At 62.1% G+C, this 18,822-nt stretch carries 17 protein-coding genes; 5 read left to right on the top strand and 12 right to left on the bottom strand.

Annotated features, from left to right (window positions below):
* Positions 1–41 precede the first annotated feature (41 nt).
* From addA to regB, 7 genes are all read right to left on the bottom strand, one after another.
* Entirely contained in the window at positions 42–3,416 is a 3,375-nt protein-coding gene (addA, locus tag BMX27_RS01350) for a double-strand break repair helicase AddA (protein ID WP_090158125.1), read from the bottom strand.
* A complete protein-coding gene (gene addB / locus BMX27_RS01355) occupies positions 3,413–6,334 on the bottom strand; it encodes a double-strand break repair protein AddB (RefSeq protein WP_090158126.1) in 2,922 nt (973 codons plus the stop codon). Before addB ends, addA begins: the two co-directional genes overlap by 4 nt.
* Entirely contained in the window at positions 6,327–7,010 is a 684-nt protein-coding gene (locus BMX27_RS01360) for a nucleotidyltransferase family protein (protein ID WP_090158127.1), read from the bottom strand. Before BMX27_RS01360 ends, addB begins: the two co-directional genes overlap by 8 nt.
* Positions 7,007–7,954: an aminoglycoside phosphotransferase family protein gene (locus BMX27_RS01365; protein ID WP_090158128.1), complete on the bottom strand. Its 948-nt coding sequence runs from the start codon at positions 7,952–7,954 to the stop codon at positions 7,007–7,009. The genes BMX27_RS01360 and BMX27_RS01365 overlap by 4 nt, the downstream gene beginning before the upstream one ends.
* Positions 7,947–8,411: a tRNA (adenosine(37)-N6)-threonylcarbamoyltransferase complex ATPase subunit type 1 TsaE gene (gene tsaE / locus BMX27_RS01370; protein ID WP_090158129.1), complete on the bottom strand. Its 465-nt coding sequence runs from the start codon at positions 8,409–8,411 to the stop codon at positions 7,947–7,949. Before tsaE ends, BMX27_RS01365 begins: the two co-directional genes overlap by 8 nt.
* Positions 8,412–8,451: 40 nt before the next feature.
* Positions 8,452–9,930, bottom strand: a complete 1,479-nt coding sequence (locus BMX27_RS01375; protein WP_090158130.1) for a PAS-domain containing protein — start codon at positions 9,928–9,930, stop codon at positions 8,452–8,454.
* A 190-nt stretch (positions 9,931–10,120) separates the two neighbouring features.
* Positions 10,121–11,476, bottom strand: a complete 1,356-nt coding sequence (gene regB, locus BMX27_RS01380; RefSeq protein ID WP_090158131.1) for a sensor histidine kinase RegB — start codon at positions 11,474–11,476, stop codon at positions 10,121–10,123.
* An 84-nt stretch (positions 11,477–11,560) separates the two neighbouring features.
* On the opposite strand from regB, the gene BMX27_RS01385 reads away from it, so the two are divergent.
* Both BMX27_RS01385 and BMX27_RS01390 read left to right on the top strand, forming a co-directional pair.
* A complete protein-coding gene (locus tag BMX27_RS01385; RefSeq protein ID WP_056029944.1) occupies positions 11,561–12,163 on the top strand; it encodes an SCO family protein in 603 nt (200 codons plus the stop codon).
* A 55-nt stretch (positions 12,164–12,218) separates the two neighbouring features.
* Complete coding sequence (locus tag BMX27_RS01390; protein ID WP_090158132.1) at positions 12,219–12,770, top strand: ActR/PrrA/RegA family redox response regulator transcription factor; 552 nt, start codon at positions 12,219–12,221, stop codon at positions 12,768–12,770.
* Here the strand turns inward: BMX27_RS01390 and BMX27_RS01395 are convergent.
* From BMX27_RS01395 to BMX27_RS01405, 3 genes are read right to left on the bottom strand one after another with little or no spacing between them, the layout of a single operon-like run.
* Positions 12,767–13,255 (bottom strand): GNAT family N-acetyltransferase, encoded by a 489-nt coding sequence (locus BMX27_RS01395; protein WP_090158133.1) that lies wholly within the window; start codon positions 13,253–13,255, stop codon positions 12,767–12,769. The two genes, BMX27_RS01390 and BMX27_RS01395, sit on opposite strands and share 4 nt — an antisense overlap.
* Positions 13,252–13,845 (bottom strand): HD domain-containing protein, encoded by a 594-nt coding sequence (locus tag BMX27_RS01400; RefSeq protein ID WP_090158134.1) that lies wholly within the window; start codon positions 13,843–13,845, stop codon positions 13,252–13,254. Before BMX27_RS01400 ends, BMX27_RS01395 begins: the two co-directional genes overlap by 4 nt.
* On the bottom strand, positions 13,842–14,801 hold the full coding sequence (locus tag BMX27_RS01405) for a glycosyltransferase family 8 protein (protein WP_090158135.1): 960 nt from the start codon (positions 14,799–14,801) through the stop codon (positions 13,842–13,844). Before BMX27_RS01405 ends, BMX27_RS01400 begins: the two co-directional genes overlap by 4 nt.
* 126 nt (positions 14,802–14,927) lie before the next feature.
* On the opposite strand from BMX27_RS01405, the gene ahcY reads away from it, so the two are divergent.
* Together ahcY and BMX27_RS01415 are read left to right on the top strand one after the other, a co-directional pair.
* Positions 14,928–16,316: an adenosylhomocysteinase gene (gene ahcY, locus BMX27_RS01410; protein ID WP_056029955.1), complete on the top strand. Its 1,389-nt coding sequence runs from the start codon at positions 14,928–14,930 to the stop codon at positions 16,314–16,316.
* Positions 16,317–16,545: 229 nt separating this feature from the next.
* Positions 16,546–16,887, top strand: coding sequence for a DUF2853 family protein (locus BMX27_RS01415; RefSeq protein ID WP_090158136.1), 342 nt, complete (start codon positions 16,546–16,548; stop codon positions 16,885–16,887).
* A 32-nt stretch (positions 16,888–16,919) separates the two neighbouring features.
* On the opposite strand, the gene BMX27_RS01420 is transcribed toward BMX27_RS01415, so the two are convergent.
* Complete coding sequence (locus BMX27_RS01420) at positions 16,920–17,318, bottom strand: DUF1761 domain-containing protein (RefSeq protein ID WP_256212352.1); 399 nt, start codon at positions 17,316–17,318, stop codon at positions 16,920–16,922.
* Between the two features lie 130 nt (positions 17,319–17,448).
* Here BMX27_RS01420 and BMX27_RS01425 point away from each other — a divergent pair, with 130 nt between their 5' ends.
* Positions 17,449–18,414, top strand: a complete 966-nt coding sequence (locus BMX27_RS01425) for an FUSC family protein (protein WP_090158138.1) — start codon at positions 17,449–17,451, stop codon at positions 18,412–18,414.
* Here the strand turns inward: BMX27_RS01425 and BMX27_RS01430 are convergent.
* A complete protein-coding gene (locus BMX27_RS01430) occupies positions 18,399–18,821 on the bottom strand; it encodes an EVE domain-containing protein (protein ID WP_090158139.1) in 423 nt (140 codons plus the stop codon). The genes BMX27_RS01425 and BMX27_RS01430 overlap by 16 nt on opposite strands.
* Position 18,822 lies beyond the last annotated feature (1 nt).

Genomic DNA, 18,822 nt, shown 5'->3' on the forward strand with positions numbered 1-18,822 from the left:
TCAGTGTCAGGGACGGAACCTAGGAACGCGGCGTGCAGACGTCAAGCGACGCTCTGCCGTGACAGGGCATCCAGCGCCAGCCCGACCGGCACATCCATCAGGTTTGCGGTGGCGGTCCACAGGATCGCAGTGCGGATCTGGTGGTCGGGGTAGATTTGCGTCAGCGCATCGGCATAGGCCCCCAGCTGGCGCAGCAATCCTTCGGGCACCTGATCTGGGGATGCGGGCACAACGCGGTTCGTTTTGAAATCGACGGCCGTCACGGTGGTGTCGGTGACGATCAGGCGGTCGATGGTCCCGTTGATGCGCTGCCCGGACAGGCCCGGCAGGTTGGCCGTGATGCCAACCTCGGCCAGTGTCCTGTCAAACACATGCGCAAGCTCCGGCACGGCCAAGAGCGTCAGCGCGTCGTTCACCAGACCATCGGTCGGCACGTCGTCCGCGCCGGGATAGGATGCCAACAGGCGTTCACCGATCGTGCGGCGCTGATCAGCGGGATGGTCGGGCAGATGTTCCAGCAGCAGGTGCATCAATGTCCCGCGCATCTTGGCCACGTCGGCGTCATCCTCGGCCGGGTCACCGGGCACCACCTTGGCCCCGTCCATCTGCGACGGTGACAGCGTCCCTGGCCGCACGACAGCGGGAAGGGGGGCCAGGACCAGTGGCGGATCGTCGGGTGCTGCGGTCTGTTCCGCATCAATGCGTTCGCCCGCCAGCCACGTGCCGTTGGACACGCGCTGGATCGCCAGATCACCGGCATGATCCATCGCGGCACCGGCCTGTTCCATGCCCTGTGCGACCAGATCGTACCAGCCGGTGTCGCCCTTGCCTGGATTGCCGGCAGAGCCGACGATCAGCCATTTTTCCGCCCGCGTCATCGCGACATACAGCAGCCGCAGACGTTCGCGCGCCTGCTTGTCCAGCACGTCCTGCACCTGTTCCTCCAGTGCGGGGGGCGTGTCGGGCTTGTTCGGTTTCCACAGCGGTGTCTTGCCCGGCAGGATGTCGCCACGCAGGATTTCAGGGCGTTCCTTGGCGTCAGGCAGGATGACGATCGGGGCCTCCAGCCCCTTGGCCCCGTGGACGGTCATCACCCTGATCTGATCGCCCTGCGCATCGACCTGCCGCTTGATCGTCAGATCGTCGGCATCCATCCATCCGATGAACCCCGTCAGGCTGGGCACGCCGTCGCGTTCATAGGCCAAGGCCTGTGCCAGCAGCGCGTCGATGCCGTCCTCTGCCTCTGACCCCAGACGCGCCAGCAGTTTGCGCCGCCCGTCATGCCGGATCAGCAATCGCGCAATCAGGTCGTAGGGCCGCAAAAAGTCGGTATTCTGGCGCAGATCCCTGAGGATCGCGACCGTTTCCGGGTGGTTGTCGTCCGCACGCAGCACCTGCCAGAGCGTCTGACCCAAGCGTCGCGGTTGCGCGAGCGTATACAGGTCCTGTTCCGACCAGCCGAACAATGGCGATTTCAATGCCGCTGCCAGCGACAGGTCGTCTTCTGGCAAGGCGAGGAACCGCAACACGGCGCCAATGTCACGCACCGCGAGCTCGGCCCCGACGCGCAGCACATCGGCCCCGGCGATGGGCAGCTGCGCTGCCTTGCAGGCGCGGATCAGTTCGGGAAACAGCAGGCCCTGACGGCTTTGTACCAGGATCAGGATGTCGCCTGCGCGCACGGGTCTGTGGTTGTAGGTGCCGGTATTGCCGATCTCGACTGGCAGATATTCGGTTGCCATCATCCGCTTGATCTGGCCGGCCACCCGTTCGGCCATGCGGACCATGTGGTGGCTTTCGCTAATTTCGTCGACGGGGTCGATCCAGCTGGCTCCGGCGTCCTGTTTTTCGACGGGTTCGACCAGTGGCCAAAGGTCGACACGTCCCGGCATATCCGCCTTGAACGCCAGATGCCGTACCTCGCCGCCCAGAGCATCGGCCCGTTCCCGCACAAAGGTTTCATCCACCACCCGCAGGATCGCAGGCGCCGACCGGAACGAATGTTCCAGGGTGCTGACCGCCAGCGGGGCATCGCCTGCTGCCAAACCGGTTGCGAAATGACCGCGCATCCGTTGGAATTCCAGCGGATCGGCCCCCTGAAACGAATAGATCGACTGTTTGACGTCGCCCACGACGAAAATGGTGCGGCCTTCGTCGGCGCGTGCGCCCTGACCGCTGACCAGTTCGCGTGTCAGATGCTGGATCACATCCCATTGCAGTGGCGACGTATCCTGCGCCTCGTCCACCAGCAGGTGGTTCATGCCGCCGTCCAGCCGGAACAGCACCCAATCCGCGACAACAGGGTCAGCCAGCAGGGCGCGGGCCTTGGCGATCAGGTCGTCGAAATCCAGCACGCCGCGGGTTGTTTTCGCCGTCCTGTAGGCATCGGTGAACAACACGCCAAAGCGGTTCAGCGCCAGCGATTTGTCGAATACCTGCAGCGACAGACGCGTGCCGCGGGCGACCTCGACCTGTTCCATCAGACCGTTCAGTGCGTCGGTCAGATCGGGGTGGGCGGTGCGCAGGGCCTTGGTCGGAATGGCGTCAATCTTGGCCGCAAAGGGCTGTTTAGCGGCTGATCCGGTCAGCAGAACCTTTTCCAGGATGACCAGATCGGCAGGGCCGGGTGCGTGCAGGTCGATCCGGGCCAGCGCATCGGCGTTCTTGTTGTCCTGCGTGCCGCCGGCGCGCAGAACCCCGATCAGGTCACGGATGATTTCCCGCCCGTCAGTCCCCAGAATATTGGCGATCAGGCTGTCCAGCGTCACGTTGTCCGGCAGGTCCAGCGTTGTGCGCAGATCATGTTCGTCCAGCGGCGCGGCAAAGTCATCGGCGCGCCCGGCGATATCCCGCACCAGATCATCCACGTCCGCGCCGGTGAAATACCGCAGCATGTCGGCCACGATTGCGCGATGTTCCCCCTCGACCAGCGCATCCATGACCTCTGAGCGCATCAGCGCGGCAGACCGGTCGTCGATTTCACGAAAATCGGGACTGACCCCGGCCTCAAGAGGGAATCGCCGCAGGATGCTGGCGCAGAACGAATGAATCGTCTGAATCTTCAGACCGCCCGGCGTTTCGATGGCCGAGGCAAACAGCGTGCGGGCCCTGTTCAGATCGTGGTCACCGATGTCGGTTTCCACCCCAAGCGTGCGCAGTTCCGCCCGCAGATCGCTGTCGGGCAGCATGGCCCAGCCGCCCAGCCGTTTGAACAGGCGGTTCTGCATCTCGGCGGCGGCCGCCTTGGTATAGGTCAGGCACAGGATGTTCTGCGGGCTCACGCCCTCCAGCAGCAGGCGGGCCACGCGGTCGGTCAGCACGCGCGTCTTGCCGGATCCTGCGTTGGCCGACAGCCATGTCGATGCATGGGGGGCGGCGGCTGTGACCTGCCGTTGTGTCGCCTCGTCACGGATCATGTCAGCACCTCTGGCGTGGCAGGGTCGCTGTCTGTCCATTCGCCACGGCGCGACAGATGATCGTAGTCGCCGTCGAACGTGACGCGCTGCGGTGCCCGCCGGGCGGTATAGGGCCAATCGTCCCTCTGGCACATGGTCAGGAATTTTATCAGCTGCGCCCAGACAAGGTCCGGCGGGTGGTCGTCCAGCGGGGCTGCGACCTGCGGCATCCCGCGCTTGATCCCCAGAAATGCAGCGGCCTGCGTCTGACGCACTCCAACCGCGGCAAAGGCACCGCGCTCGATCATCGCGGCCTCCAGCAGCAGCTGTTTGTCGAATGCGGCCTGTTCCTTGGCCGTGGGCAGGGTTCCGGTCTTGTAGTCATAGATCAGGGCCCGCCCGTCGGGGGTGGCGTCGATCCGGTCTGCCTTGCCGTTCAGGACGATGTCAGGTCCGGGCATGGTGATTTCGCCCCATGTTTCCAGGGCAACCAGCGTGCCGTCCTTCTGGCGCATGGCCTCTTGTTGCAGAAAATCGGGTGCGATCTGGTCGAACAGGACACGCCATTGCAGGCGCACGGTGGGCCAGGGGCACATTTCGGCCAGCGTGTCGTTAGTGATGGTACGCAACAGGTCGCGGGCGGCAGGATCAGACGCATCGGGTCGTGCGCTGACAAACCGTTCGAGGATCTTGTGAAACACATCCCCCTTGAGCGCCGCATCCACATCGGCTGTCAGCGGTTTCAGCGCGGTCAGACCAAGGATCTTGCGCGCGTAGATCGCATAGGGATCACGGTAGAGCGTCTTGATCTGGGTGACAGACACTTTCCTTGGTCGTGCGCTGGCGGGTGGCATGGGTGCCGGGCGTGTCGCCCGGTCGATCAGCACATCAGGTTGCGACAAACGGGCCGCGTGTCGCAGCCAGACTGCCCCGCGCGCACGCATCTGGTCCAGCGCCTGCGGACCCTGCGCATCAGGCAATCCCGCTAGCAGGTTGGTCAGGCGATTGACCCAGCGCGACGGCACGGTTTCCGCATCGCGGCGGGCGCGGGTGATCCAGACCTGCGGGGCGCAGATGGCCTGTTGGAAATCATGTGCCGACAGCCCGATCTGGCGCTCTGGCAGAAGCAGCCCGGCCTGCGCGCGCAATGTCCGGTTCAGCCAGGGATCGGGTTTGGGACTGGGTGGCCAGATGCCGTCGTTCATGCCGCCCAGGATGACCAGTTCGGCACCGCCGACACGCGCCTCGAGCGTGCCGAGGATCGTGATACCCGGATGGCCCGCATCGCGGTCGCGGACGGTCTTGGCCGCCATCAGCGCGCGAAACAGCGCTGCATAGTCGCGGTTGTCCATCGGGTTTCCGGCATCGGCATCCCGTGCGATGGCCGCCATGACACCCTGCATCATGCGGCCTGCCGCCTTCTTGAACAACTCTCCGGTATCGCGCCCATCTGGTCCCGCAGCGAGCAGTTCCGCAACAGCCATGTGCTGTGTGAGGTGATCCACGATCGGCAAGGTGCCGGAATGATCCAACGCGCTGATGACGCGCGCAACCCAGGCTGTCCAATCGTCCAGCCCGTCCTTTGGGTTGGACATGCTGCCGACCCATGCCGTCATGACCGCCGGCGTGACAACGGGCGGACCGCCACGGCGCAGATGCAGTTCCAGGTCGCGGGTCCACAAAAGGTGCTGACGGCCTGCGACACTGCTGTTGGTCAGCGGGTGTTTGAGCAGGATCAGCAGGACCTCGGCGGTGATCGGCCTGCCAAAGGCGGTGACGATATGTTCCATGAACCGACCCGGCGGTGACAGGCCCAGCGGCAGGCCGCCGCTGTCGTCCGGCGTGATATCCCAACGATCCAGTGCAGCGGTGACCTGCCGGGTCAACATCCGGTCCGGCGAAATCAGCGCCGCAGGCACGCCATCCGCCGCAGCCTGTCGCAGGCGCAGGGCAATGACCTCTGCCTCTGCGCGGGGGCTGTCGGCCTCGATCAATGTGACATCGGCCATGGCAGCGGGCAGGTCGGTCAGCGCTGCGCCGTCACGGCGCCATTGGTCCGTCACGGGGGCAGGGCGTAGCGACAGCGATACAAGTGCCGCGCGCGCCGGGGCGGGCGGTGGCTGGTCGGTCCAGGGACAGACAAGGTCCGCTGACAGGTCAAGGTCGCGCATCAGGCGGCGATAGCGATATTGCGGATGATCCTCGTGGGTCAGCGTGCCACCCATGCTGTCCCAGACATGCTGCGGCATGTCGAAATCATAGCCGGGCAGCACGACGGCCCCCTGCGGCAGTCTGGACACGGCCTGCATCAGCAGCCCGGTGGCACCGCGCGATCCGGTGGAACCTGCAACGATGACGGGATGGTCCGGCGGCTGAACCGCCCATAGGTCGATCAGGGACAGGATGTGCATGCGCTGGCGGGCTGCCGCATCGGGTTGTGCGGCCTCTGCGATGAAATAGGGCTCCAGCAACCTGAGGAATTTCAACGCCTGCTGCCAATGGCCGGACACATCGGTGACATCCAATTGGGTCAGGGTTTCGAAATCGACGCCTTCACCATGCATTTCGTCCATCAGCGCAGCCAGGCTGTCCGACAGATCATAGAGTGCTGCACGCGGCAGGCCGGGTGTGGCATCAATCAGCTTTTCCACGGCGCGGGACAGTTCCAGCCTGCGGCGCAGGGGTGATACAGGCAGATCGGCTGACCCGATTTCTCCTTCGAATGCCAGGTCGGTGACCAGTTTGATCCGCGGCAGCAGTCGCGCCGGGCCAGCATCGAATGCGGCCCTGATTTGTCGCTGCATCCGGGCTGCGTTCACGTAGATCCGGATCTGTGACAGATCCGTGCTGCGTGCGGCCAACCCGCCGACAAAGGCCTGCGCAAAATCGACACCGGGGGCCAGCCCGAACAGCCTGGGGTGATCGCTGGGGTCAAACATCGTGCTCTTTCAACATGGCCTCGGCTTGCGGAATGCTCTCGGGGCGACCGACATCACAGATCAAGCCGTCCCAGACCAGACCATATAGACCGCCATCCGCGATCATCTGGTCCCAGATCACATTCAACGAAAAGGCCGGCACGCGCACACCGTGGACCCGGTTCGTGCGCGTCAGTTGCAAACCGGTATAGACATAGTCCTGACCACGGGTCAGCCGCCCGTCAGCCGCCCGGGCAAAATCACCCGGTCCGCTGTGTCCGTGCATCCGGGTTGTCGGCACCAGCAGCAGTAGCGCCTCCATCGCGGGTGTCCAGCCAGCGCAAAGGGTTCGGACGGGGTTTGGTCCGCACCAGACGGCGTCGGTGTTCAGCGTGACAACAGGATCATTGCCCAAAAGCGATAAAGCGTGGCGCAAACCACCACCGGTTTCCAACAGCGCGACCTCGTCAGATATCGCGATGTCGCGTCCGCGCAGGTGATCGTGAATCATCGCGCCCTTGTAATGGGCATTGACCACGCGCCTGCCGATGCAGGGGACGTCTGTCAGGTCCAGCGCGTGATCCAGCAGGGTGCGTCCGGCGACTGTGATCAGCGGTTTGGGTCGCGTGTAGGTCAGGGGGGCCATCCGGGTCCCCTTGCCAGCGGCGAACAGCAGTGCGGGATAGGTGCGCGTCATGGGGCGACCGGCGCGGGAATGTCGCGCAGCACGATGTCGCGCAGTTCGGACAGCGCAGGATGTCCAAGGTCGCGTAACAGCACTGACCAGACACGCGGCATCATCGCGGAATAGCGCCCCTTGCCGCCCGCGATCAGACGGCAGAACACACCCAGAATCCGCAGATTGCGCTGGGCACCCAGCACGGCAAGGCGCAGCGCCATATCGTCTGCCGTCTCACCTGTCGCGCGGGCAAAACGCGCGGTTTCGCGTGCGATTATGTCAGCAGGCACGTCGCGGCGAATATCGGACAAGAGCGAGGCCAGATCATAGCCGCGCGGCGCAAGGCAGGCATCCTGGAAATCCAGCAGACCTACGCGGTCGCTGCCCGAGGCCTGCGGACGCCAGATCAGGTTTTCCGCGTGGAAATCCCTCAGAGCGATCCGGTCCGCCAATGGTGCGTGGCGGGTCAAAGCCTCTTGAACAGCGGCAACCAGCGGTGCGGGATCGGATCCGGCATAGAGTTCGGCCGTGATGGCGACCATCTGCCCGCCCCGTACCGGGTCGATCTGCGGCAACTCCAGTGGTGCAGCACCGTCAAGTTGGATCAGCACATCGGTTGCCGCATCATACAGGACCTGCTGATCTGCGGGTGTTCGGGACGCCATTTGCGCCAGGCTTTGTTGTCCGAGGTCGGACAAAAGCAGGAACCCCGCGGGATCGGCACTGATGATCCGGGGCGCGCAAAACCCATGATCCGTCAGATAGCGGGCAATCCGCACGAATTGCGCTGTATCCTCGCCTGTCGCCGGGTCAGCGTCCATCAGGATCAGGCTGTCGCCCCCGGGTGCCGTCAGGCGTGCGTAGGCGCGTGACGATGCATCGGCCGCGATGGGTTTTGCGGCCCAATCGGAAACCCCTGCATCGGTCAAAAAGCGGGTCATCATGGCCGAACGGTCAGTCATTCAACCAGCCCAGTTTCTGCTGCCATCGTTCGGGACCGGTCAGCGTGACGGTGTGGTGGTCGGTCGCGGCCGTGAAATGACAGGTCAGCGCATCACCGGGTGTTTCTTGCCCCAAGCGGTCTGGCCACTCGATCAGACAAATCGCATCTTCAAAAGCATCCTCAAGACCCAGTTCCAGCACCTCGTCCGCGCTGGTCAGCCGATACAGGTCGCAGTGCCAGATTTCGGTTTCCCCGTCATCGTATGTCTGTACCAGTGTAAACGTCGGAGAAGGCACATCCTCCATCCGGCGCAGCCTGTTGCGAATGAATGCGCGTGCAAATGTCGTCTTGCCAGCCCCGATATCACCGCTGAGCAGAAGTGTGTCACCACGGTCCAGCGCAGCGGCAAATTGCGCGGCAAGCGCCTCGGTCTTTGCGAGGTCTGGCAGGGTGATCTGGGTGCAAAAGGTCGACATGCAACCAGAGTAATCGCCCCCACCTTGGCCGCAACCGGATTCAGCCGCGCGCGACCCGTTGTTTCGTCCTGTGCGTTTGCGTCACGCAGCCCATCGGTGGCTGGCCATCGGCGGGCAGGAATTTTACCATCGTCATCCCGGCGGGGATCGGATGCGCCTCGCAACGCAGACGGCGCCCGTTCACCAGGATGATGTCATCTGTGACAACCTCGCGCCGCGGGCCGAGCTGGCCGAATTTTTCGACCTTGCGCCAGAAATCCGTGGGTGCGCTGTGCGATTTCCAAAGGCGCAGCGCTGTTCGCAGATCCTGCAAGTCGAACGGATGGCTATTTTGGTCGCCCCACATCTGGGTGTAGGCTTGGTTTGTCATGATCAACGTGCTGGCATCGGAAAAAACCGCGATGGCATCGGGCAGCGTATCCAGCACCGCCTGACCGGTTTCGATTTCGACGCGAAAACGCCGGGTCAGCGAGACTTCGGCGCTGATATCCTCGAACAATATGGCGATGGCACCATCGGGGTGTGGACGGCCGGTCACGCGAAAAATCTGGCCATCCGGAAGGTCCCATCGGTCGGAATAGGCACCGTCGGTCGTCACTGCATCGAGGGCTGCAAACTGTTCGCGCCAGCCGGGATAATCCTTTGGTTCAGGAAGTTTGCGCATCTCGCGCAGCCGGTCCAGCAACGATTCCAGCGTCGGGCGAACGGTGACGAACTGAATGGGCAGACCAAACATGTCGACAAAGGCGGGGTTGAACATCGTCAGTTTGCGGTCGCGGTCAAAGATCGCAAGCCCGGTGGACAGTTCCGCAAAGGTTTTCACCAGTGTCTGCCGAAAACCCTGCAACTCTCGCTCGGCGCGCATCGTGTCATTGGCGTCGGTTGCGAAAAACAACGTCGAACCGGGCAGAGGGGTTGCGGTGATGTCGAACCAATGCTCTGCCTCTTCGCCGTGCAGTTGCAGTGACAGGCGACGCGCGTGGGGCGCGCGACACCCATTGTCGGGCACGGAGATTTCGTTGAACAGTCGTTGTCCGGGCCAGATGCGACCTGCACCCGGCGAATCCGGCCGCGTCCGTTCCGCATAGGCCAGATAGGCAGCATTCGCCCAAATCAGTTCGCCGCGCGAATCCTCTTGCCAGATAAGTTGCGGTGTCTCGCGCAGGATGTCGCGCAGTTGGGTCAGTTCCTTGTTCTGGATCGCGTGTTCCATTGCGGCGAAGCGGTCGCTTGCCTGTTCGGCCTCAGCCGCCTCGAGGCTGATGCGGGTCAAACCGTTTTCGTTCCTGATCTGGATACGGATCGTGTCGTCCTGTCCTGCCGGGACCTGTCGACTGTCATTCCAGTCCAGATCGCCCAACGTATCCTGCAGCGTCGGGAACTGGTCCCCGAGCACATGCAAAAGTGCCCCCAGATCGCCAAGTTTGTCGCGGTGGTCGCCGATCAGCGCGGACCCACTGGGCGATGCGTCGATCAATATATCCCGGTCGAACAGAAAAACGGGTGTCTGCGCGATCATGTTTGGTCGCAGCGGAACGGACGCAATTCCTGACGTTGATCGGACAAAGATGGATGCCGCTGTCAGGCCTGCCACGCAAAGGCAGGCCGCAACGAAAAGAAGGATAGAATCATAGATCACGATCAAGGCCCCCAGACGTATCTACCCAAAGACTGTCCGCCGGAGGTTAATGCCGCATTAACAGGCCCGATCAGGGCAGGAATGCGGGGTTTTTTCCCAGTGTGGGGCGGTGCGCCGGGCTGATATCGACGAGGGCGCGCATCGGCCATGTGACAGTCACCACGGCACCGGATTCGGATTTGTTGGCGAATGTCAGGCTGGCACCAGACCGTTCCAGCAGTGTTTTCGCGATAAAGAGACCAAGCCCCATGCCGCTGTAGGCCGGACGTTTTTCGCCGTCGATTTCTGACCGCCTGCGCCGCACGTAGGGGTCGCCGATGCGACCGATGACCGATTGCGGAAACCCGTGCCCGTCGTCACTGATCATGACCCGCGCCTCGGTGGCCGACCAGTCGATGCGCACGACGACTGCCTCTTGGGCAAAGTCGACGGCATTCTGGATCAGGTTGCGCAATCCGTGGATGATTTCGGGTTTGCGCTGGATCGTGGGCTGCGGGACGGAGCCGCCCTTGATGTCGAACAGAACACTTGCCTTGCGGTCCAGATGCGGTTCGGCGGCCTCGCGGGCGACGGCCTCCAGCGGGGCGGTTTTCATCATCAGGTCGTCCTTGCCCGCGCGCCCCATGGATTGCAGGATCTCTCCGCAGCGGTCGGCTTGCGACCGGATCAGCATCACATCGTCGCGCAGGTCGGGGTTGCCACCCAGTTCCGCGACCAATTCGGTGCTGACCAGTTTGATCGTGGCCAGTGGTGTGCCCAGTTCATGCGCTGCCGCTGCGACAACACCGCCCAGGTCCGTCAATTTCTGTTCGCGTTCCAGGGCCAGCTGTGTTGCCAGCAACGCATCGCCCATACTGTGCATTTCAGTTGTCACCCGCCGGGCGTAGATGCCCAGAAACATGACGCCAATCACCAATGAGACCCAATAGCCAAAGCCAAAGAGCGGCGGCAGGATCAACAGCGAACCATCCGCCAACTGAAGTGGCAGGGACGTAAAGCTGATCAGCGTGATCATCCCGATCGCCAGCGCCCCGAGTGCGAGAAAACTCAGCAGGTGCAGGACCGTTGCCGCGATGGTGACCGGGGCCAGGATCAACAGGGCAAAGGGATTGTTCAGGCCACCTGTCAGATACAGCAGCAGACCCAGTTGCAGGATGTCGAATGCCAGCATGGCGCTGGCTTCGCGTTCGGACAGGCGTTTATTCTGGGGAAAATACGCGTGTGTGGCGATATTGGCGATGGCGGCCACGCAGATCGTCGAAATGACCGGCGTCAGGGGCAATGTCAGCCCGTAGAGCTGGACCGCGACAAGGATCGCCACAACCTGACCGCCGACAGCCGCCCACCGCAACGTCAGCAGTGTCCGGAGCCGGACCCAGTTGCTGCGTTCGTGCTGTGCCAGCATCGATATGTCGTAACTCTCCATGATCGCCCTTAAATGTGATGCGTGTGCCCATTGTTATGGGCCGGTGGATAGGCAATCAATGCGACGCTTTTGAAAGGAGCCCTGATGAACCGCGCGATCGTCCTCGTTTCCGGTGCTGCCATTGCTGCCGTGGTAGGTGTGTCACTGTCCCTGACCTTCAATCGTGGTCAGGATCTGGCATCCTGTTTCAGCACCAACGCCGAAGGTGCCGACATCGGTGGCCCATTCACGCTGGTCAATCAGGAGGGGCAGACGGTCACGGATGCAAATGTCATCACGGAACCGACGCTGGTCTATTTCGGATACGGGTTCTGCCCTGATGTCTGTCCCATCGACAATGCCCGCAACGTGGCGGCGGTGGATCTGCTGGCGGAACAGGGTGTGTCGGTCACGCCTGTGTTCATTTCCGTGGATCCCGCACGCGATACCCCCGAATTCATGGCCGATTACGCAGCAAACATGCACCCCAAGATGATCGGCCTGACCGGAAGCGAGGCACAGGTCAAGGCAGCGGCGGATGCCTACAAGGTCTATTATGCACGCAACGGGGATGATCCTGACTATTACCTCGTGGACCATTCCGCGTTTACGTACCTGATGCTGCCGGACACCGGTTTTGCGACATTCTTTCGCCGCGACACACCGCCGCAGCAGATCGCTCAAGAGGTCAGTTGCGCCTTAACATAGATTGACGGCCTGCCGCGCGGTCCTATCTCTTGGGTAACAAGGCAAGGTATTGAAAATGAACAGCGACACACGCGATCTCGGCCCTGACCCGTCACTTTTGCTGGTGGACGATGACGAGGCTTTCGTCAAACGTCTTGCCAAGGCGATGGAAAAACGGGGGTTTGTTGTCGAAACGGCTGAATCCGTGGCCGAAGGCAAGGCAATCGCGTCTGCCCGGCCGCCTGCCTATGCCGTGGTTGACCTGCGGCTGGAGGACGGCAACGGCTTGGATGTGGTAGAGGTGCTGCGCGAACGCCGTCCGGAATCGCGGATCGTTGTTCTGACGGGCTATGGTGCAATCGCCACCGCGGTTGCCGCGGTCAAGATCGGTGCGACCGACTATCTGGCGAAACCCGCTGACGCGACGGATGTGACCAATGCCCTGCTGGCCGGACAGGACGAATTGCCGCCGCCGCCCGACAACCCGATGAGCGCGGATCGCGTGCGTTGGGAACATATCCAGCGCGTTTATGAATTGTGCGACCGCAACGTGTCTGAAACGGCGCGCAGGCTCAGCATGCACCGCCGGACGCTGCAACGGATCCTCGCAAAACGCAGCCCGCGCTAAAGGTCGAAACGCTTGCGGATGCGGTCGACACGGGTGCCGTCGCGCAGCGGAACATCAATCAGCCTGTCGAAATCGACAAATCCCATCGCGGCATAATAGCGCAGTCCACTGTCGTTGTCCGCGCGGATCGTGGCGTCGATGGTGGCAAAGCCCTCGGACAGCGCCCTGGCTCTGGTTGCTGCGAACAGGGCACGGCCAATGCCCTTGCCCGCATGATCGCCTGACACGAAACTGGCGATGATCGCCCAGCCCTGCATCGCAGCATCATCGGGGTCGGGACGGGCGAGCATCTGAAACCCGCCGATCTTGCCGCCCATATCCGCGACATGCGTGCAGATCAGTGCAGGGCGCGAGATGTAGTGCTGTCGCATCCGATCCACATCGAACGAGGTTTGATGTGCTGTCGTGCCACCCTCGGCGATGATCGGGTTCAGCACATCGAGCATCCCCAGTGCGTCCGCTGACGTGGCCTGTCGGATCATCATTGCATCATTTCCAGCAAGGCGGCGTGTCGGGCGGTGAAATCTGCGCGCACGTCGACCGGCGGGCGCAAGGCGATGGTCAGCCCTTCGATCAGTTCGGGTTTCTGGCGGCCAAAGAACCTGTTGGCCTCGGCCTTATCAAAACCGGCAATCTGCACCGCTTCGGCCCACGCCGACACGCGGTCGGCGGCCTTGATCTGTTTCTTGACGCTGGTTGGCAGGGTTGCAGGCAGTCCGAACCGCAGGTGGATCGCGGCGGTCAACCTCATGTCCAGCTCGCCATAGCCGGGGCCGATGGCGGCCTTGACCGGGCTGATCATGTCCCCGATCACGTATTCGGGCGCATCATGCAGCAGTGCCGCCAGCCGCCATTTCGCCGGCGCCTTGGGGTTCATGCGAGCAAACAGATCCTCGACCAGCATCGAATGTTCGGCGACGGAATAGGCGAAATCACCCTGTGTTTGCCCGTTCCAGCGCGCGACAAAGGCCAAACCGTGGGCGATGTCCTCGACCTCGATATCGAAAGGCGTGGGGTCCAGCAGGTCGAGCCTGCGACCCGAGAGCATTCTTTGCCATGCGCGGGGCTGTTTCATCGTACTGTCATATCCGTTGGAAACCGGTCCAGATAGCGGGCCATGCGCGCAGCCGCGAGGGTATTGCGCAGGAACATCTTGCGCATCATCGGCGTATTTCTGGCAGGCGTTTGTGACACTGGTATCGCGGAATGGTCCGGAAAATGCACGGCCATGAACCGCGTCAGGTCGCGGGCATAGCGCGGTGGCAACTCTTGTGCCTTGTCCCGCCATGGTTTTGCGGGGCCGATGAAATGCGCGATGTTGACGGGGGCCATTGCGCCAAAAAGCCGTGCGCTCTTGGTCATTTGCCAGTTCCATAAGGGCGAGAGTTCGGCCCAGTCACAATGAGCAGCCCAATTGAGAAGTGTCTGATCGTGCTGTCTGATCGCATCCGGGTGGCGTCCGGCAAGGTCACGGATGCGCGCCGACAGATCAGCCTTGGCCCATTGGATCATGTCCAGCAGCATGACGCCGCTGTTGAAATAGGGCGCGGGCGGCAGATTGATGGCGGTGAAATCCCCGCTGGCGCGCTGTGGCGTGCGCCATTGCATCGTATCACGCACAGCGCCGATCGCCCGCCCGCCCAGATCGAGGTGCATCAGCGCGTTGAAATCCCCGCCATCGATATGGATGTCGCTGTCCAGATAGAGCAATCGGTCATAGTCAGCCGTCAGCACATGCGGCAGCGCAAGGCGCAGATAAACGCTCTCACTGCGGCGGGCATCGCGCGGCAGGTCGGCGAATGCACCGTCGGTCGTCACCTTGACCAACCGCAGGCCATGGGCCGTCAAACTGTCCGGGATGGCCAGATCGTCCATCGTCACGATGCAGATGTCGAACTGGCGGTCGCGTTGCAGGTCGGCGATCTGCGTCGCTGCATGCAGCGCATAGGGCAAATATCCTGCATCACAGCAAAAAACGACCGCCCTGCGATGGGCGGCCGGTATCGAAAACGCTGCCGTGATCTGCGACATGGGGACCCTGACGGTGCAACGGTTGAACAGACTGTCCACGCAGTCAAAGGGCGATCACGTCGCGTTGTCAACGCGGTGACGTTGGTGGTATGGGGCGACAACGCTTTTTTCCGCCAGGAGACGGACATGACCCAAGATTATATCGTCAAAGACATTTCACTTGCTGCCTATGGTCGCAAGGAACTGGACATCGCAGAAACGGAAATGCCGGGGCTGATGGCCCTGCGCGAGGAATACGGCGCGTCCAAGCCGCTTGCGGGTGCCCGCATCGTCGGATCGCTGCACATGACGATCCAGACCGCCGTTCTGATCGAAACGCTGGTTGCACTGGGTGCCGACGTGCGCTGGGCATCCTGCAACATCTTTTCCACGCAGGACCATGCTGCCGCCGCCATCGCGGAATCCGGCGTGCCTGTTTTCGCGATCAAGGGCCAAAGCCTGGAAGAGCATTGGGACTACCTGGACAAATCCTTCATGTTCCCCGAAGGCGCGAACATGATCCTAGACGATGGCGGCGACGCAACACTGTACGTTCTGCTGGGTGCCCGTGCCGAGGCAGGCGAGGACATCATCCCCGTCCCGCAATCCGAAGAAGAAGAAGTCATCAAGGCGCAGATCAAAAAGCGGATGGAAGCATCCCCAGGCTGGTTCACCAAGGTGAAGGCTGCGATCAAGGGCGTGTCCGAGGAAACCACCACAGGCGTTCACCGTCTGTATGACCTGCACAAGAACGGCCAGCTGCCGTTCCCCGCGATCAACGTGAACGATTCTGTTACCAAGTCAAAGTTCGACAACAAGTACGGTTGCAAGGAATCGCTGGTCGACGGCATCCGCCGCGCCACCGACACCATGATGGCCGGCAAGGTCGCCGTCGTCTGCGGCTACGGCGACGTGGGCAAGGGGTCGGCTGCGTCGCTGCAGGGCGCCGGCGCACGCGTCAAGGTGACCGAGGTCGATCCGATCTGCGCACTGCAGGCGGCGATGGACGGTTTCGAGGTTGTCCTGCTCGAGGACGTGCTGGACAGCGCCGACATCTTTATCACCACCACCGGCAACCGCGACGTCATCCGCATCGAGCACATGCGCGAGATGAAGGACATGGCGATCGTCGGCAACATCGGCCATTTCGACAACGAAATTCAGGTTGCGGCGCTGAAAAACCACAAGTGGACAAACATCAAGGAACAGGTGGACATGATCGAAATGCCTTCGGGCAATCGTCTGATCCTGTTGTCCGAAGGCCGTTTGTTGAACCTTGGCAACGCCACCGGTCACCCGTCGTTCGTGATGTCCGCATCCTTTACCAATCAGGTGCTGGCGCAGATGGAACTGTGGACCAAGGGCGAGGAATACGCCCCCGGCGTCTACATCCTGCCCAAGCATCTGGACGAAAAGGTCGCCCGCCTGCACCTCAAGCGGATCGGCGTCAAACTGACAGAGCTGAAAAAGGAACAGGCGGATTATATCGGCGTCACCGTCGAAGGTCCGTTCAAGCCGGAACACTACCGCTACTGACCCCACGCGGCAGTGCGTGCCTGATACCTGCGGCATCGCGGTCCTTGTGACTGCGGTGCCGCATTTGCATTCAGGGCCAGGCAACCCCACGCGCACCGACACAGATCGTCGTGAACGGCCCACGGCAAAGCCGGCCAGAACAGCCCTCTTTTTTCTTGTCCGATGACCTGACCTGACGTTAGCGTTACCGCGACGGCCAGAAAGGCTGCATGGCAACAAGGGGAACCCGATGGGAAAACGTGACGATCTGATCCAGAAATACGCCGAAGATCTGCGCAATGACTGCGGTATGGAGCCGGACATGGACCTGCTGACCAAGGTCACGATTGGCTGCGGTCCGTCAATCTACAACGCCGACGCAAGCACGGTCGCGGGCAGCGATCCGGAGGAATTGCAGCGCGTCGTGGACGGGTTCCTGAAGAAAAAGCTGGGCCTGCCGGACAGCCCTGACCTGATGGACGCCGTCAACAAGGCAATCGACACCTACGGTCGGTCAAACCGGAACAAATACCGGGCGGTGATCTACTACTTGCTGACGAAACATTTCGGTAAGGAAGCCGTTTACGGCTGAACGCGCGCGCGCGCCATATGTGGCGCGCGCCCTCATGCCAGCAGGATCAGCACCGCGCCCATGATGGCACAGCCGAAACTGGCGTATCCCGCGTTTATCAGACCCAGTGACCATGGCCTGCCTTCGAAGCCCACAGTCAGGATCAGCCAGGGCGATATGATGAATGCGCCCAGACCGAACCCCGATGTCAGACCTTCGATGATCGTGTCGATCGCGGACAGCGCAAAAATGTGTCGCATCATCCCGGCCACCAGCAGGATCATCACGCCCGAGACTACATAGGGCCAGGGGTTTGCGCTGTTTACCGGTTTGCCATCCGCGCGCACAGCGACGCCTGCGGCCTTGATCCAGTATTTTGACAGCAATCCGTACCAGATCGCACCGAAAACAAATCCGGCAAAAGCCGCCCCGATCACATCTGCAAATCCCAACGCCACCCTCCTCCTGTCAAAAAAACCTGCCAAACCATCGCGCGTCCGACCAGTGTTTGCTTCTGCCGGCAACCGCGCCATCTAGCATGCAAAGCGTCCAGCGGGGTGACCACAATTGATAAAGGCTCTGTTGAACTGGTTTGTCGAGGATGGCGAAGCGATGCCGTGGCGATCCGTGGCTGTCACGACGGCGGCCGTGGCGGGGCCCGCACTTGTTGCTGTGCCGCTGATCGGCAGTCCGGGTGCCATCGCATTCATCGCGGGACTGTCGGCGCATCTGGCTGCACGTGATCGCGGGATCGGCCCAGCCGCGTTGGTGACGCTGGTCCTGATGATGTCGGGGCTGTTGGTGTTGGGGGCACCGGTCATGGCACTGATCCTTGCCCCTTGCCTTGCGGTGATGATCGGGATCTGCGGGACGCACGGGATGGCGCAACCGGGGATGCGGGCGCTGATCGTCTGGACCATCTTTACCAGCCCGATCCTGCCAGATGACCGAGATGCGGTGCTGGCGGCCATATTCATCGGCGGCATGATCTGGGCGCTGGCGATCACATGGTGGTTCGACGAGGATGCGACTGGCGACGCGGAAACAGCGCAAAGTCATCGTTATGCGCTGATCTTCGAGATGGGTCTGGGGATCGGTTTGATGCTGTCTGTCTACGTCGGCGGTCGGTATTTCGGTGAACACGGGTTCTGGTTTCCGCTGACCTTTGTCGTGCTGTGCGTCCCGCCGCACGGCAACCTGTTTTCCAAGACCCTGCGCCGCACCATCGGCACTGTTCTGGGCACGGCAATCGCGATCGCGGTCGCCGCAATATCCGAAGAGATGTGGTTGACCGTCGCCGTCGGCATGATCGCGCTGCCGATCGCCTTTCGGTTTTTGCCGCGCAACTATACGCTGTTCACGACCTTTCTAACGGTTGCCGTTCTGGAAATTCTGGCGCTTGTCTCGCAGGTCAGCGTGTTGGCGGTCGAACGTCTGGTCACAATGGCCGCGGCGGCAGCGATGACCGTGGTCATGGGCGTGCTGGGCATCATCGTGCTGCGGTTGGTCAAACCGGATGCGCTGCGCGCGCTTCAGTCCGGGGAATGACCCGCGAGTTCGAGGACGATCTGCCATTCTGCATCACTCACGGGTTGCACGGACAGGCGCGAATTCTTGACCAGAACCATGTCGGACAGCCGATCATCGCTCTTGATCTGGTCCAGCGTGACAGGGCGTGGCAACCGTTTCAACGCGCGCACATCGACGCATTCCCATTTGCCATCCTGCGCCGTGCTGTCGGGGTGGGCCGTGGCGATGACCTCGACGATGCCTACGATTTCCAGCCCGGTCCGCGAGTGATAGAAAAACCCCGTATCGCCGATTGCCATCTGGCGCATGATGTTGCGGGCCTGATAATTGCGCACGCCGTCCCATTCACTGCCCGCCTGACCCAAGGCCGTCAGGTGATCCCAGCCAAACACGTCCGGTTCCGATTTGAACAGCCAGTGGGCCATG

Origin of the sequence: Loktanella sp. DSM 29012, from assembly GCF_900110705.1 — a bacterium.
Lineage (GTDB): Bacteria > Pseudomonadota > Alphaproteobacteria > Rhodobacterales > Rhodobacteraceae > Loktanella > Loktanella gaetbuli.

Coding starts and splice junctions, on each gene's coding strand:
- BMX27_RS01405 (WP_090158135.1), bottom strand. CDS start 14,801: ATGTCGCAGATCACGGCAGCGTTTTCGATACCGGCCGCCCATCGCAGG.
- regB (WP_090158131.1), bottom strand. CDS start 11,476: ATGGAGAGTTACGACATATCGATGCTGGCACAGCACGAACGCAGCAAC.
- BMX27_RS01390 (WP_090158132.1), top strand. CDS start 12,219: ATGAACAGCGACACACGCGATCTCGGCCCTGACCCGTCACTTTTGCTG.
- addB (WP_090158126.1), bottom strand. CDS start 6,334: ATGTTTGACCCCAGCGATCACCCCAGGCTGTTCGGGCTGGCCCCCGGT.
- BMX27_RS01360 (WP_090158127.1), bottom strand. CDS start 7,010: ATGACGCGCACCTATCCCGCACTGCTGTTCGCCGCTGGCAAGGGGACC.
- addA (WP_090158125.1), bottom strand. CDS start 3,416: ATGATCCGTGACGAGGCGACACAACGGCAGGTCACAGCCGCCGCCCCC.
- tsaE (WP_090158129.1), bottom strand. CDS start 8,411: ATGTCGACCTTTTGCACCCAGATCACCCTGCCAGACCTCGCAAAGACC.
- BMX27_RS01385 (WP_056029944.1), top strand. CDS start 11,561: ATGAACCGCGCGATCGTCCTCGTTTCCGGTGCTGCCATTGCTGCCGTG.
- ahcY (WP_056029955.1), top strand. CDS start 14,928: ATGACCCAAGATTATATCGTCAAAGACATTTCACTTGCTGCCTATGGT.
- BMX27_RS01430 (WP_090158139.1), bottom strand. CDS start 18,821: ATGGCCCACTGGCTGTTCAAATCGGAACCGGACGTGTTTGGCTGGGAT.
- BMX27_RS01375 (WP_090158130.1), bottom strand. CDS start 9,930: ATGATCGCGCAGACACCCGTTTTTCTGTTCGACCGGGATATATTGATC.
- BMX27_RS01395 (WP_090158133.1), bottom strand. CDS start 13,255: ATGATGATCCGACAGGCCACGTCAGCGGACGCACTGGGGATGCTCGAT.
- BMX27_RS01365 (WP_090158128.1), bottom strand. CDS start 7,954: ATGACTGACCGTTCGGCCATGATGACCCGCTTTTTGACCGATGCAGGG.
- BMX27_RS01415 (WP_090158136.1), top strand. CDS start 16,546: ATGGGAAAACGTGACGATCTGATCCAGAAATACGCCGAAGATCTGCGC.
- BMX27_RS01400 (WP_090158134.1), bottom strand. CDS start 13,845: ATGAAACAGCCCCGCGCATGGCAAAGAATGCTCTCGGGTCGCAGGCTC.